The 14,540-nt window shown below is 59.6% G+C and carries 12 protein-coding genes and 2 pseudogenes; 5 read left to right on the forward strand and 9 right to left on the reverse strand.

Features of this window, described 5'->3' with window-relative positions:
* The first annotated feature begins 237 nt into the window (after positions 1-237).
* The 3 genes from AC1MLT_RS21710 to AC1MLT_RS21720 all read left to right on the forward strand — a co-directional run bounded on the left by AC1MLT_RS21710 (position 238) and on the right by AC1MLT_RS21720 (position 4,715).
* Complete coding sequence (locus AC1MLT_RS21710) at positions 238-492, forward strand: hypothetical protein (protein WP_481036440.1); 255 nt, start codon at positions 238-240, stop codon at positions 490-492.
* A 169-nt stretch (positions 493-661) separates the two neighbouring features.
* Entirely contained in the window at positions 662-1,549 is an 888-nt protein-coding gene (locus AC1MLT_RS21715) for a phosphate/phosphite/phosphonate ABC transporter substrate-binding protein (protein ID WP_481036442.1), read from the forward strand.
* A gap of 31 nt (positions 1,550-1,580) precedes the next feature.
* A complete protein-coding gene (locus tag AC1MLT_RS21720) occupies positions 1,581-4,715 on the forward strand; it encodes an EAL domain-containing protein (protein WP_481036443.1) in 3,135 nt (1,044 codons plus the stop codon).
* Positions 4,716-4,781: 66 nt separating this feature from the next.
* On the opposite strand, the gene AC1MLT_RS21725 is transcribed toward AC1MLT_RS21720, so the two are convergent.
* On the reverse strand, positions 4,782-4,919 hold the full coding sequence (locus tag AC1MLT_RS21725) for a transposase domain-containing protein (protein ID WP_481036445.1): 138 nt from the start codon (positions 4,917-4,919) through the stop codon (positions 4,782-4,784).
* A 63-nt stretch (positions 4,920-4,982) separates the two neighbouring features.
* Here AC1MLT_RS21725 and AC1MLT_RS21730 point away from each other — a divergent pair.
* Positions 4,983-5,513, forward strand: a pseudogene (locus AC1MLT_RS21730) (type 2 periplasmic-binding domain-containing protein); the annotation flags it as partial.
* Between the two features lie 516 nt (positions 5,514-6,029).
* Here AC1MLT_RS21730 and AC1MLT_RS21735 read toward each other — a convergent pair.
* The 6 genes and pseudogenes from AC1MLT_RS21735 to AC1MLT_RS21760 form a co-directional block, all read right to left on the reverse strand.
* Entirely contained in the window at positions 6,030-6,296 is a 267-nt protein-coding gene (locus AC1MLT_RS21735) for an EAL domain-containing protein (protein ID WP_481036949.1), read from the reverse strand.
* A 25-nt stretch (positions 6,297-6,321) separates the two neighbouring features.
* A pseudogene (locus AC1MLT_RS21740) lies at positions 6,322-6,858 on the reverse strand (MHYT domain-containing protein); the annotation flags it as partial.
* A 422-nt stretch (positions 6,859-7,280) separates the two neighbouring features.
* Positions 7,281-7,823, reverse strand: coding sequence for a GAF domain-containing protein (locus AC1MLT_RS21745; protein ID WP_481036446.1), 543 nt, complete (start codon positions 7,821-7,823; stop codon positions 7,281-7,283).
* A 24-nt stretch (positions 7,824-7,847) separates the two neighbouring features.
* Positions 7,848-8,438 carry a chemotaxis protein CheB gene (locus tag AC1MLT_RS21750; RefSeq protein WP_481036448.1) on the reverse strand — a complete coding sequence of 197 codons (591 nt, stop codon included), beginning with the start codon at positions 8,436-8,438 and terminating at the stop codon, positions 7,848-7,850.
* Between the two features lie 203 nt (positions 8,439-8,641).
* The gene (locus AC1MLT_RS21755) at positions 8,642-9,259 is read right to left on the reverse strand and encodes a response regulator (protein WP_481036449.1); all 618 of its coding nucleotides are present in this window, start codon (positions 9,257-9,259) and stop codon (positions 8,642-8,644) included.
* Entirely contained in the window at positions 9,195-9,902 is a 708-nt protein-coding gene (locus tag AC1MLT_RS21760) for a Crp/Fnr family transcriptional regulator (protein ID WP_481036451.1), read from the reverse strand. The genes AC1MLT_RS21755 and AC1MLT_RS21760 overlap by 65 nt, the downstream gene beginning before the upstream one ends.
* Before the next feature lie 546 nt (positions 9,903-10,448).
* Here AC1MLT_RS21760 and flhD point away from each other — a divergent pair.
* Positions 10,449-10,781 (forward strand): flagellar transcriptional regulator FlhD, encoded by a 333-nt coding sequence (flhD, locus tag AC1MLT_RS21765; RefSeq protein WP_481036453.1) that lies wholly within the window; start codon positions 10,449-10,451, stop codon positions 10,779-10,781.
* 80 nt (positions 10,782-10,861) lie between these two features.
* On the opposite strand, the gene AC1MLT_RS21770 is transcribed toward flhD, so the two are convergent.
* Positions 10,862-11,569 (reverse strand): Crp/Fnr family transcriptional regulator, encoded by a 708-nt coding sequence (locus AC1MLT_RS21770; protein WP_481036455.1) that lies wholly within the window; start codon positions 11,567-11,569, stop codon positions 10,862-10,864.
* A 1,206-nt stretch (positions 11,570-12,775) separates the two neighbouring features.
* Positions 12,776-14,527, reverse strand: coding sequence for a tannase/feruloyl esterase family alpha/beta hydrolase (locus AC1MLT_RS21775; RefSeq protein ID WP_481036456.1), 1,752 nt, complete (start codon positions 14,525-14,527; stop codon positions 12,776-12,778).
* Between the last annotated feature and the right edge of the window lie 13 nt (positions 14,528-14,540).

Here is a 14,540-nt window from a genome sequence, read left to right on the forward strand (position 1 = left end):
AAGACGGCCGATCGAATCCTTCAGTCCGTTGCAGAGTTCTGTATACGGACTTCCGGTTCACACCACTAGCCGTGAGCAAATGATGGCGCTCGTCCTCTGAAATTAATTGAGTATATTTTTTTGCAACCTATTCGAATTGGTTTCATTAAGCTTGGCCAAGTTGATGTCAGAAAATGTTGTGAAGACATTGCAAACTCAATAGAAGCAGAAGAAGCGAATCTATCGAAGATACGTTCCGTGCAATTTTTCACGGAGTTTATCTGGCGGCCGACGGTCGCTTTGAATCCCTTTGATCTGGGTTCCCGTATGCCGTGGGTAGCCTTCTTCCGAAACGGCAAGCGCGAGCGATCAATGTGCAATCATAATTATTTGGTACTACTGGTTTCTCACCATTCATCATTCTTTATCCGTACTGCATCGATTTCGATCACCAACGAAAAGACCCGGATCAACTATCAAGAACCTCTCGAGCTGACCGAAATTCAGGAATGAAGCCTTTCCGTTTCAGTGTTCGACGACACCGGTCCGGCGACGCACTCCGAGACGTTTGCTTTAAATGCCCTTCAACGAGACAGCCATCCGCCCAGCGACTTCGCTCGGGCGTCGGCCGTGCCCTCTTTCGCGCAACCTGATTCCGCCCGCACTTCCTCGACACCTTTCCATGTTCACTCTCCCCATCTCCCTATCGATCGCCCGGCGGATGGCCTGCGCGGCCCTGCTCGCTTGCTGCCTGCCATCGGCGATGGCTCAAACCACCACCTCGACGACCGCCCAGGCACAGCATTTCGAATTCTCTCCGGTCAACCAGTATGGTCTTCAGCTCACCGCCAGCTACTGGAATCCGATCATTAGCCATGTGTCGAAAGTCAGTGGCGTCGATCTGCGGCTGAAGATCGGCCGCACGTCCGCCGACACCACCAGCTACGTGCTGGCGCAGGAAGTCGATTTTGCATTCACCAACCACCTGTTCAGCCCGAGCCGGGCGCGCATGGGATGGTCGGTGCTGGCACGCCGCGATTCGCCGCCGGTACGCGGCCAGATCGTGGTGCTCGACGATTCGCCCATCCGGTCGATCGCCGAGCTGAAGGATCAGGAAGTCGGTTTTCCGGGCCCCGAGGCCTTCATCGCCTACAAGGTGACTCATGCCCGACTGTTGTCCCAGCACATCCCGGTACGGGTGGTGTTCGGAGGCAACATGGACAGCGCGCTGGCCCAACTGGTCAGCGGCAAGGTATCCGCCGTGGGTGGCAATTCGCAGTTGCTCGATGGTTTCACTGCCCGCGAGAAACGCAAGCTGCGTGTGCTCTGGAGCTCCGAGCCATTCTTCGACCTGGCGCTGATGGCATCGCCCCGCGTGTCGTCGGTCCAGGCGAAGGTGGTGCGCGACGCCTTCATCGGCATGACATCCGATCCCGTGGGGCGGCAGGTGCTGGAGAACGCATCGAAGACGGTGGGCTTGCGCGAGACGATCGGCTTCGTCGCTGCCGATCAACACGACTACGCCAGCTACTTGCGCTTCTTCGAGAACGCCCCCCCGGGCCAGCGTTGACACCTTCTCCGACCAGATCTGGATCGTCCTCGTGCAACTCCTTCCCCGCTCGCTGCTCAATCGCGTGTTCCTGCTCTATGCCGTGGTGCTCAGCGTCATGATGTTCGGCGGGCTCGGCCTGGCTCTGCGTGCCCAACTGTCGCGCGAGATCGAGGACGCCAACGACACCGCCACCATGGTCATCGAGATCACTGCGCAGGCGGTGGCCGACGCGGCGGTGGTCAACGACCTCGAAGCGATCAACCGTACGCTAGCCGCCGGCGTGAATCGCACGCCCTTTGGCAGCGCGCGCTACCTGGAAGTGGATGGCCACGAACTGCGATTCGATGCGCCACCGCATCGCTCCAAAGCGCCTGCCACGCTGCGTGCGCTGGTCGCCGAGCGGCTGCCGGACGTCAACCGCGTGGTGGAGGTGGGCGGACGCGATTACGGCGTGCTGCGACTGAGCTTCCTGGTCGACGGTGTGGCCGACCACCTTTGGTCCACGCTCTTCAACACCCTGCTGTTCGGCACCAGCACACTGGCGTTGGGCCTTCTCGTCACCCGGGCACTGCTGTCGCGCTGGCTTTCCAATCTGGGCACGCTGCAGCGTTTCGTCGAGCAGGTGCAGGCGGGCAAACTCGATGCCCAAGCCACCGTGTCGATGAATGCGCCTGAAGAGGTGCGTCGGACGCTGGAGCAGTTCAACTCGGTGGCCAACCAGTTTCGCGACAAGTTCGGCCGGCGCATTGGAACCCTCACCCACTCGCTGGTGCAGCACAAGCGCGCCACGGACCAGGCGGTAATCGTCATCGAACTGGATCCCGAGGGGCGGGTGGTGTATGCCAACGACCTGCATGCGCAGGTCAGCGGCTGGGACAGGGACGCCTTCGTCGGCCGCGGGGACGGCTGGTCGCTGGACATCGAGCTCTACCGCACTCACGCCCGTCAGTCACAGGAAGCGGTCATCTGGAAAGGCGAAGTAAGGTGCGCACGGATCGACGGCGCCACCGTGTGGGTACGGCGCTCGGTCGTTCCGATCCAGGACGAAACGGGCAAGATCGAAAAGTACATCTGTCTGGACATCGACATCAGCGCTGAAAAACTCGGCGAGCTGACGTTACAGCAGGAGAAGCAGCGCGTCGAGGTCACCCTGCATTCGATCGCCGATGGCGTGATCACCATCGACATGCAGCGACGGGTGCGCTATGCCAATGTGGCGGCCGAACGCATCCTGGGGATGGCCCACCAGGGCATGGAGGGCTCGCTCCTCGACGAAGTCCTGCAGATTCAGGACGGCACTCCGAACAACGTCACCGGTCTGGATCGACCGGGAGCCGCCACCGCCCACATCGGATTGCCCGACGGCCACTCGGCGGTCATCGAGCTTTCGCGCGCGCCGCTGCAAGACGAGCACGGGCTGTCGACCGGCGAGGTACTGGCCTTCCGGGACGTTACCCAGGACCATGCGATCCGTCGCGAACTCAAGCGCGCGTCGCTGGCGGTGCATCACGCCGCCAGCGCCATCCTCACCACTGATCACGCGGGCCACATCGAGTACGTCAACCCCAGGTTCACGTCGATGACCGGCTACGGCTTCCAGGAGGTCGCCGGTCGCACCCCGGGTTTCCTCATGGCGGCCAAGGTGCCTCAGGAGGCCTACGCGCAACTGTGGGTGGCCATCGAGAAAGGCGGCATCTGGCGCGGCGAGACGATGAACCGCCGCAAAGACGGCGCCGAGTACTGGTGCGGCATGACCGTGTCGGCGGTGTTCGACAACGCCGGCCGTCCGGTACAGTTCGTCCTGGTCATGGAAGACACGACCGAGCGCAAGCTGAGCGAGGAGACCATCCACAAGCTGGCCTTCTTCGATTCGCTCACCGGCCTGCCGAACCGCCGCATGTTCATGGAACACGCCAATGCCGCGATCGAAGATGCACAGGTCGGCGGCAGGACGCTGTTCACCTGCTACCTAGACTTGGACGGCTTCAAGAACGTCAACGATTCACTCGGCCACCATGTGGGCGACTCGCTGCTTGCCGAGGTCGCCCTGCGACTGGGCGAATGCATTGGCACTCAAGACTTCGTGGGACGCATCGGCGGTGACGAATTCGCCCTTCTACTGCCTCATGCGACCCCGCTATCGGCACGCTTGATGGGCAACATGATCATCAAGAAATTCGATGCGCCTTTCCTTGTCGAAGGCCACGACATCCGCATCAGCACCAGCATCGGCGTTTCGGTCTTTCCGGAGGACGGCGTCAATGTGGCCGACCTGCTGCGCAAGGCCGACATGGCGCTCTACCGTGCCAAGGAATCAGGCAAGCGCAAGCTGGTGTTTTTCACCGACGAGATTGAAGCCGCGAAGTTCGAGCGCACTCGACTCGAATCCGCCTTGCGCGGCGCACTGCAGCGAGGCGAGCTCCGGGTGGTCTACCAGCCGAAGGTCAGGCTGACCGACCAGGCAGTCGTCGGCGCCGAAGCATTGATGCGCTGGTGCCACCCCCAGCTAGGCCACGTGGCTCCCGACCGTTTCATACCGGTCGCCGAGGAATCGCGGCTGATCATCGCAATGGGCCGCTGGATTCTGGATGAGACCTGCCGCCAGATACGCGCCTGGACCGACATGGGCATACGCGATGTGCGGATCTCGGTGAACATCGCGGCGGTGCAGTTCAGGGCACCCGATCTCGCCGAAGAAATCGAGTGCATCGTGACGCGTCACGGCATCGATCCACAGCAGCTCGAACTCGAAGTGACCGAAAGTGGCCTGGTCGAAGACCCGGAAAATGTGGCGCGCATCTTGTTGAGATTGCGCAACATCGGCCTGACCATCGCGATCGACGATTTCGGAACAGGTTATTCGTCACTGGCTTATCTGAAGACTTTTCCAGTGAGCGTGCTGAAAATCGACCGCTCTTTCGTGCGAGACCTGGAAACGGATTTGAACGACAGGGGCATTGCGGAGGCCGTCGTCTCCATGGCCAGGGTGTTGCAGATGAGCGTAGTGGCTGAAGGGGTGGAGAATGAAAACCAAGCGGCCATCCTGCTGGGCATGGGCTGCAAGATGGCGCAGGGCTACTTCTTCGGGCGGCCCATGACCCCTGATTTGTTTGAGGCACAGTGGCGTGCAGGACGAGCCGCGCAAGCTGCCTTACTGGACAAGGAATCGGTCATTTCGATTTGAAGGATGCAGATCGAATGTCTGACCGTCCCATCTTGACATCGGGCAGGTAGTCATCGGCCGTGCCGGTCAGCGCGAGGGCTTACAGTCGTGCGGCAGCAGTTCGTCGATGCGACTGTTCAGGTGCGTGAGCAGTCGGGTCAGCACGTCATTGAGGTAGACGTGTGGGTCGTGACCGTTGAGCTTCATCGATCGAACCTGGCTCATGATGACGACCGCATACTGGTTTGCCTAGTCAATGTGATCGGTGGACTTTGCCGCGTGTGACTCGCAGTGGCCGACGAGCGCGCCGACATCGGCTTCTTCGCCATCGATCCGGTGCGCGGCGCGCAGATCGCCTTCACCGAGGCCTATGTCCACATCGAGGGTGCCTACCTCGTGCGCGAGGCCTCGCCGCTGCGCGCCAACGACGAGGTCGACCGCGCCGGCACGAGCGTGGTCGTCGGCAAGGGCAGCGCCTACGACCTGTACCTGACGCGCGAGCTGAAGCGGGCGGAGATCGTGCGCGCGCCGACCTCGCCGACGGTGGTCGCGACCTTCCTGGAGCAGCGGATGGACGTCGCCGCCGGCGTCAAGCAGCAGCTCGAGGCCGACAGCGCGCGTACCCCCGGGCTGCGCCTGCTGCCCGGGCACTTCATGGTGATCCGCTAGGCGATGGGCGTGCCGAAGTCGCGCGGCGAAGCGGCCGCGCGGGTGCTGGGCGATTTCGTCGAGGAGATGAAGACCAGCGGCTTCGTCGCCGAGGCGCTGCGCCGCCACGGCATAGAGGGCGCCTCGGTCGCGCGCGCTGCAGTCGTTTAAATCAGTATCGCGGATGTCGTTCAGTCAGCGCTATGGCTTGCCGAACGGGCTGATCTATAGCCTCTTGCTCCGGTTCTCTAAGCATCACTGCTGTTGATAAATCACATTTGGCTGATTTATCATCAACTTATACAAATAAGTCCAGCCTGAAAACGCTGGCTTATCAACCTTCTAGTCGGATTGGCACCCGAACTGCTTGATTAGATCAACCTTTATTCAGGTCGATCTGCCGAGCAATGGTAGCGCGGCGCGTAAAGTCGTCACGCGCCCTCGTCATGGCATCCGCCGGTGAATCGCCTACTGGCATCCAGCCACCTTCGAGCATTTTCTGACGCAACTCTGGCTACATCACATGTTTGGCGATTACCGCATTAAGCTTTTTAAAGATGGTCTGGGGTGTCGCGTTGAATTCGATAAGACCTAACCAGGCCAATACAACAAATCTTGGCAACTCGGCTTTTTCTAACGGCGGGCGCGTCCGACAATAAAGCGCTGAATTTTTAAATTGCGAAGCTCTCAGGGCGGTTCATTTTTCGCTGCGGTATGGCTTGCACGCCCATCAACTTGGGAGAAGTAAGTCCGCTCCAGCGCCCATCGTGCCAAAGACGCTGCTGCCATGGGTTTGGCATAAAAGTAGCCTTGGAGCTCGTCGCAGTCCACAGCGGTGAGTACGTCGCGCTGCGCCATGGTTTCTACGCCCTCGGCGACGACCTTGCTGGAGCTCGATGTTGGCCTTTTGTAGCGACGCGGCAAGCACGGCCGCCTTGTCCTGCAGCCGCGCATCGATGGCCGAGGTGAAGCTGGTTATGGCCAGCAGCGCGATCGTGGCGCCCGCCACCAGCAGGCCCAGGCTGTCGCCGCGCAACTCGCCGATGCTGCGGCATACGGCATTCTCCGGAAAGCCTGCAGCGACCATGCCGGTGTAGTGCATGCCGCAAATGGCCGCACCCATGACCAGTGCCGCGGTCAGCTGTCCCCAGCGCGCGGCGTTGCCTTGCAGGCGGCGTAGGGCGAAGAAGATCTGCAGCGCCACAGCCGACGCAACCAAAGCGACGCCGATCGAGACAACCACCCAACCAACAGACCAGCGGATACCTGGTTCCATGTGCATGGCCGCCATGCCAATGTAGTGCATGGAGCAGATGCCCGCGCCCATCGCCAAGGACCCAAATACCCACCGTCCCAACGAAAGGCGTGTGCGGCTCGCGATCGACAGCGCAATGGCCGAGACTGCAACCGCTGCCACCCAGGACAGCGCGGTCAACGCATAGCCAAACCCTACAGCGAATGGGAATGCGGCCGCTTGCATGCCCACGAAGTGCATCGACCAGATGCCGGTGCCCATGGCCGCAGAGCCGGCACCCCACCACACGCGGCCGAGAAACTGGTCGGTCGTGCGCACCCGCTTGGCCAAATCCAGCGCCACGTAGGAAGCAAAGCTCGCAATTGCGAAAGATAAAGCAATAACCCCAAAAGTTATAAGTGATATCTATCACGTACCAAGTCTCAGTGAAGAATTACAGGCGACGAAGATTCGCATTCGATCACATTTCCAAAGCTTATGGTTAGTTTTAACTTTGGGAGTATCTTCCACTCGTTTTCATTCAGCGGCCTGCAAGGTGGCATCTGACTAAATGACGCACTCGGTTGCGCAATATTGATAAATCAAAATCACCTGATTAATCAATAGAAGAATTGCAAACGCCTACATCTTCACGCAGGCATGTTGCAGTACATCACAAATTCGATAAAGCTCACTGACAGGTCTTATCCCGCTTCATCCACCAGCCGGGCGATGTGCTGCGCAGACATCTGTAGACGTCGATGATGACGTTCGTCCAATTCAGGCATGGGGGTTGATTTCAAGCAACACAAGACGCCATAGTGCCTTCCGCAACTCAAGACAACGGGTACTGCCATGAACGCCGCCGGCGCGACAGGCGTGGGCGGCACATCGTGTGTTTGTTTCAACGCGGCCATGTCCGGGATCACAGCTGGTAAGCGCCCTTCAAGCACTCGTTGGCAAATGCTGAGCTCCCTGGGATGCGAGAGCCCTTCGATGTTGCATTCTTCAGCAGCAGCGGCTGCGTGGCTCACCACCACTTGGTCATCGACGTGGATCGTGATGAGCACCATGTCCATGGCCAGATCCTCGCGGATGAGACGAAGGACGTCCATGATGCTGCGGTGTAGCAGGTCGGGGTCATCTTTGGCGGGCGCGCTGATGACCGGCATTGAAGTCACCAAAGCAACCGAATCAGATGCCAAAATCTCAGCGTCCTGTGTGTCATGCGATGAATGGCTGGTCATCTGCGGCCCTTATCCGGCGCGTTCTTAAAAACGGGCGTTTTCGTGCTCAACGGGTGCCATTAAGTCGTGCAGCAGACCGTTCATCTGGTCCAGCACGACCGAATACTGAACATCGTCGCCCATCAGGGCGTTCGAAGGCATGGACGTGAACGAGGCTTCGCTAGGACTTTGAACCACCCGAATGCCACCCACCTCGGTGATGGCCTTGAAACCCCGAACCCCGTCTTTGCCCAACCCGCTCAGGATGACTCCTACTGTTCCTGATCCATGCCAAGAGGCCGCGGATTCAAACAAATGATCTGCACTTGCCGGCTCGGTCGGAGGCCTGCAGCCAAGCGTGTTAACGCCTGTGAATGTCAATTCTTGACCCACGGGGGCAATGTAGAAGTAACCTGCTTGAATCTTCTCTCCATCGCGCGCGAACGCGACTTTCAACGTGAAAGACCCATCGAATTTTTGATGAATCAACCGCGCCGTCAAGTTGTCATGCATGCCGTGGACATAAGCGACCACAGGAGCGGGAAAGTCAGCAGGCAGACCATTGGTCAATCGGGCCAGGGCATCAATGCCTTCGATGGAACCTGCGATGACGACCACACGATGGTTTGAAGCCATGCTCACTCCTTGCCACAGTCAAGCTGCATAAAAGTGTTTTTAACCAAGTTCAGACGGCGAAGCCGCAATCCGAATCATCTGAAAACCAATGTACTACTTTTAACAAGTTGCTGAAGTGCTTTGCAATGTGCTGCATCCGGGATCAAACAAACAGGTTGTTTGTTTGGGTTTTGCCCGCGTTGCATCCGGATCCTTGAAGATGTTCAAGCCAAGTCGCCGAAGGTGCTGATCGCCTGCTCGTCATGATCGAGCACGGCTCGTACCGCACGGTGCAGGTCTTCAATCCTGAAAGGCTTGCGCAGCACCACAGCATTGGCAATGCCGTTGAGTGCCAATGTGTCTGAGTAACCGCTGACGAAGACAATCGGGAGCGCTGGATACTGCGCCTGCGCCGCTTTGCCCAACGCCGCACCGTTCATGCCGGGCATCAGGAAGTCGATGACTACGACATCAGGCTGGCGTGCCTGGATCGATGCCAGCCCGGCCTGTCCGTCTACCGCAGCCTGGACCTCGAAACCCAGGTGCTCCAGGCCGGCGACGATGCGCCCACGGGCGTACCGGATCAGACCCGCTGCCTGCAGCGCACCGGCTGCTTCGGTCACGGTCTCGCGACACACGCCCAGCATGGTCGAGATCGTTTCCTGCGTCATGGACAACTGCTGGTCGTCGAGCCGGTCAAACATCAACTGCCGGACTGTGTACTCCAGATCATCAGAACTGGGTCGCTCGCTGTTGAGCAGCGTGGCGGCGTTGATGTCACCCCGAGTGGGTGTCGTGGAACAGCGCAGCGTAACGATCGAGGTCGCTGCGATAGCAGCCACACGCAGCCTGCTCGAGGGCCCCTCGATCCAGTACCTGCAAATGTCCCCGGTGGTAGGCAATGACATAGCGATGCTGCAGCGCTGTCGCCGCAGCAGTGATACTCACTCGGCGTACCCCCAGCATGTAGCCTAGCGCCTCCTGCGTTACCTGAAAGCGATCCGAGCCGGTCCTGTCCTGGCCCATCAACAACCAACGCGCGACCCGTGGTTTTACCTCGTGGTGACACAGGCAATGTGCCAGGGTCGCGAGCTGGTTCAAACGGAACGTCACGTAGCGATCAAGGAGTTGCTTCGTGGCGGGATGGCGGTCTAGATGCCGCTTAAACACGTCCGTGGTCATCCGCCAAGCCCGCCCCTCGCCTTGCACCACGGCACGAAACGGCGTGCGATCGGAACCCAGCACCGCCTGCATCCCTAGCATCCCCTCCCGACCAATCATGGCAATCTCCAGACCTGAGGGGGGCGGGTCCGTCGCCGTCAGGCAGACAAAGCCCTGGCTGGGAAAATACACGTAGGCCAACGGTTCGCCAGGATGCCAAAGCACCTGCGACAGTGCGAGGTTGACTTCTTCGGCGCCAGACAGTAGATGTGCTCGATCGGACTCAGGCAGCCGCGCGATCAGGACGTTGTCGACAGTAGACAAGGAGAGATTCTGGAGTGAGGGTGCAGAGGATCGGCATCCTTGGAAGATGCCCAACAGCTCTCAACATGCCACCACAGAACCTGCGAGTCAGCAAAACGATTGAGCCATCATGGTGTCATGGCGGGCAGGCAGGCCGCAAGGAATTGAGTCTCCCAGGTGTCATGACAGGCAGCCTGCGTTGACATTGCTGCTTAGTTGTCATGGCATCTCCTAATGCACCTCAGGTTTGAAGCTCAAAGGTGTCTGGTACTGCTAAGGTGATTCAAGCAAATTAGCCAGCGCTGTATGAAATTCAAATCAAAGACCTATTTTAAGTCGCATTCTTCGTGTTGATAAAGTTAGTACTTAAATAATAGCAATCAACTGTTTCTGAAATATCTGATTGATCCTTTTGTATTCACTGAGTACCAACGACGTAGGAATTTGCCTTGCTCAGCTGTAGGCGATAAAGCTTTAATTAACAGCGGCTTGCTGATTAAGGTTCTTGTCAAATGCTTTGAGAATTGTGTCATCCCACCACGGGACTGCGGTCCTCAAAGGTACAAGATGACGAGCGAACAGATGCTGACGGAGATCCGGGAAGCCAACCTCACCTACCTCATGCTCTCCCAGAGCCTGATCCGCCAGGACAAGGCGCAGGCGCTGTTCCGCCTGGGCATCTCGGAGGAGTCGGCCCACCTGATCGCGACGCTGTCGCCCTTGCAGATCATGAAACTGGCCTCCAGCAACATGCTGCTGTGCCGCTTCCGCGCCGACGACGACATGGTCTGGAACCTACTGACCCAGCACAACCTGCCGGCCCGCACGGCCAACGAGTCCACCTCCCGCCTGCATGCGAACCTGCTGATGTCCAGCCGCTTCGCCGAAGCCTCGATCTGAACCGCCGCCCACATCGTTCCCACAAAAGAACCTGTCATCCATGCTCAACACTCAAGATCTGTCAGATCACGAGTTGGTGATCAGCGAAGTAGTCGTCGGTACTCTTGCGCAACGATGGCATGGCACTCGCACGCTCTTGCTTCCAAACCTCGTCGGTCCATGAGATCGATCCGTCCGCGGGCGTAGCGGATCAGGCCTGCTGCCTGCAGCGCACCGGCGGCCTCGGTCACTGTCTCACGACGCACGCCCAACATGGTCGAGATCGTTTCCTGGGTCATCGACAATTGCTGGTCCTCGAGCCGGTCGAACATCAGCAGCAGCCAGCGACACAGATGCTGATCCAACGAGTGCTGTCGATTGCAAACAGCCGTCTGCGAAATCTGGGTCAAAAGCGCCTGCACAAACAGCAGCAGTTGACGCAAGACAGGTCCGGCGCATGCCACCTCAGTTCGGAGCAACTCTGCAGGCAGCTGCCAGACCTGCCCTGAAATTTGCATGAGGGCTTGGTACGGCATGACATCCCCCCCTGTGACGACGGGCACGCCAACGAACCCTTCTCTTCCCGTCACTGCCACTTCTACGGTCGAGCCGTTTTCCTCGACATGGACCAACGAAACAATCGACGTGGTCGGAAAGTAGACATAGTGAGGTTTCTCATGCGCTTTCACAAGCACATATCCTGCGGGCAAGTTTAGAACACGCAAGTGAGGCAGCCAGCGTGCCATGCCATGCACGTCCATGGATGCGAGAAAACGATTCGTTGTCCATCCTGCGGAAGAAGGCGTCATGGCAAACCAGTCGTGTGCGAGCCAGGATTGTGCGGCGTCGCTCCGGGGGGCCTCCGAACGTGACGTTGCGGCCTCCTCCTGTTCCGAGGCCGAGAGGACATTGCCCTTAGGACTTTGGTCAGCCATGGTGAACGACAGCAAAACGTGACAGAGCAATTACAGGGGGTAGGTAAAGCGGTGAGAACGTTGTGGACTCAACGTCAGGACATCCTTTTGTGGCTTGCCCTCAGCATCATGTCTGACGTGTGCATAGGGTTTGCCTGCATAGCGTCCGTTATCAACTACACAGGAAATGTCATGAACGAAAACGTACCTCCGCGCCAAACTAGACCACGCGTCAACAAAAATGTCCTTTTGGGAAGCTTGACTCTTGTTATTTTGATGTTTGTTGTATCACTTGTTTATGCCTTATTCTTCAGTCCGGAAGACTCCAAACCACAGGAATTAGGTACATCAAGCCTTTCTCCTCGGGCAGCGCCAACGACAACGCCAACCTCGAAATAACATCGCATGGATTTGCTTAAAAATGGCATTTGTGCAGTCTAGAATTTAATTCTGAGTACTTGATGTCTCCTCGGCCGCTGCCTTGCGGCTGATTTGCCCTCGCTGGCAACAGCGGGGGCTTTTTTCTTGTCCATTGTGTTGACAATTAGAAGCAGGTAATAGTCTAGTGCTATCTCCTCTATTTCGTCAGGCCTTATGGGTAGACATCAAGCTCTCATCGCTGGTCTGCTTGGATGCTTCCGCAGCACCTGGTGTTCAGGCTTGCTCATATCGAGGTTAAAACGCGAGTCTCCAGCGCTGTGAACGCCCATGAAGTTCCAAGTCGCTGAAACTGGGCCTGCTGGCAGATGAACGTACCCATCCAGTTGGTTCGTGCACCGTCTTGTAATGTCTGTGACGGCTGCTCGAAATCCGCCAATTGTCAAAGTTTGTACTGAAGCATTAAGTTTGGCCATGTAGACATCAACGCAGGTGCTCGAAAGCACCAGCTTCGCAAGAAAGATGCCCACATTTTTCGGTGGTCTTGTGAACTTCGTATGAAGCGGTCTTCGCACAATCTTTACTTGGACTAGGCTCTTAAGCACGGCAGCCGATGCCCGATGCGTGCCCACTGCGCGCGGCTCAGTTCATAACGGCTGGGTCGTAAAGAGGATGCCCGATCGCTCGTCCCCCCAAAGCCTACGAGCTGAATGTAGATTCAGCCTAGTACACGCACTGGAAGGAAGTCGCGCTATCGACGCTGCCCGAGCCTCGGTACTGCGGCCGCTGCGGGTAGTCGCACAGCGGTCGCGTGCGCCCGGGCACGCCCGCCGTGTCGGTCGTGACTTGGTTGACCGGCGCGATGCCTTCGCCCGACCAGCGATCCAGCGCGGTGAGCGAGTCCCACGTCGCGTTGAAGACACTGCTCACGGCGTGGCCCAGCCCGGCGACCTCGTAATAGCGCACGAACGAATCGACCTGCGATGCGCCCATGGCCACCTGCAGGCGGCGGTAGTACTCCTCGGTAGCCCTCGAACTCACGAGCACGTCGGCCAGGCCGTGGGCCAGCAGCAGCTTGCCGCCGCGCGCGGCGAAGGCCGAGATGTCGGTGCTCGTGTCCAGCTGCGTGCTCAGCGCGCTGATGCGGCCTGCCCACGGACCGGGGTTCTCCGGGTCCAGAGAAAGCGAGTCGAACAGCGGGTTGCGCGTGACGGAGTACTTCAACCACTGGTCGGTCAGCACGCTGATATAGGGCGCGTTCGCGGGCATGACGCGCGCCGGCTGCGCGGTGCCGAAGGCGAGAAAGGTCACGGTCGGCTGCAGCGGCGACGTGCGACTGGTGATGCCGGTGTCGGCGCCCCAGATGTTGAAGCCGGGGTACTGGGTCTCGCCGCTGGCCAGCGAGAACCGGAAGTTGGCTGGCGTGTTGACCAGGTTCATGGCGCCGATCTGCGCGTCGGACAGGCATGAATCGCCGGTGTCGGCGCCGCCCGCGCAGCGCAGCGGAATGCCGCGCAGGGTGGCGGTCGACGGATCGAACACGGCGTTGCAAGCCTTTTGGTTGGCGATGAGGCCGTCGGCGACGCCGTCGAGCACATCGCACTTTTCCATCGCCGCGTCGTAAAGCGCGAGCCGCTTCGCGGGATTGGGGTAGGCGCCCGGTTGCGCGAGCGCGCGGCTCACGCGGTGGCCGGCCAGCAGCGCGGCGGCGTCGTTCCAGGCCGGATACCAAGCGACGGCGCCATCCCAGTCGGCCGGCCATCTCTGGATGGCGGCCAGCGCTTCGCGCCCGCCGGTCGAGCCGCCGGCAAAGTACGCCTTGAGAGGGCTTGCAGCATAGCGCGCCGCGATGATCGCGAAGGCCGCGTCGCGCGTCTTCTTCAGCGCATCGCCGCCGAAGTTGCGCACTGCCTCGTCGTTCAGGCCGAACAGGCCGTCCTGCGAACCCAGTAGCAGCGCCTGGTGGCCAGAGTCGCTCGCAAAGGTCGCATAGCCGCGTCCGAGCGGCGTCGCCTGATCGGTGGGGCCGTTGGGTACGTTGGAGCGCACGCTGGGAATCGTGCCGTTGAAGCCGCCGCCACCAAACATCACGACCTTGCGGTTCCAGTTGGCCGGCAGCCCGACCTGGAACTTGATCTCCGGCGCGAGGATATCGACGGGCGCGATAGTGCCCGAAACCAGGCAATGCGCCGGCACCGCCGTGACGCCCGACCCGCTGGCCGCGACCGAGTTCGCGGCCGTGACGGTCGCGCCCGATGTCGGCAAACCAATCGACGACGTCGGGATCGCCATGCCCACCAATTGCTCGCAGCCGAGCGTGGCCGGGGCCGCGGGCGTGGCGGGCTGCGTCGGCGCCGCCACGGCCTCGGGCAAGGGGCCGTCATTGTCGCTGCCGCCGCCGCACGCGACCAGCGCACCGCTCGCCGCCACGATGGATATGGTGGCCAGGGCCAACCGTGAGTTGCTGCTCTTCATTGCGAATGTCTCC

The sequence above is a fragment of the Variovorax sp. PEI5 genome (assembly GCF_056679935.1).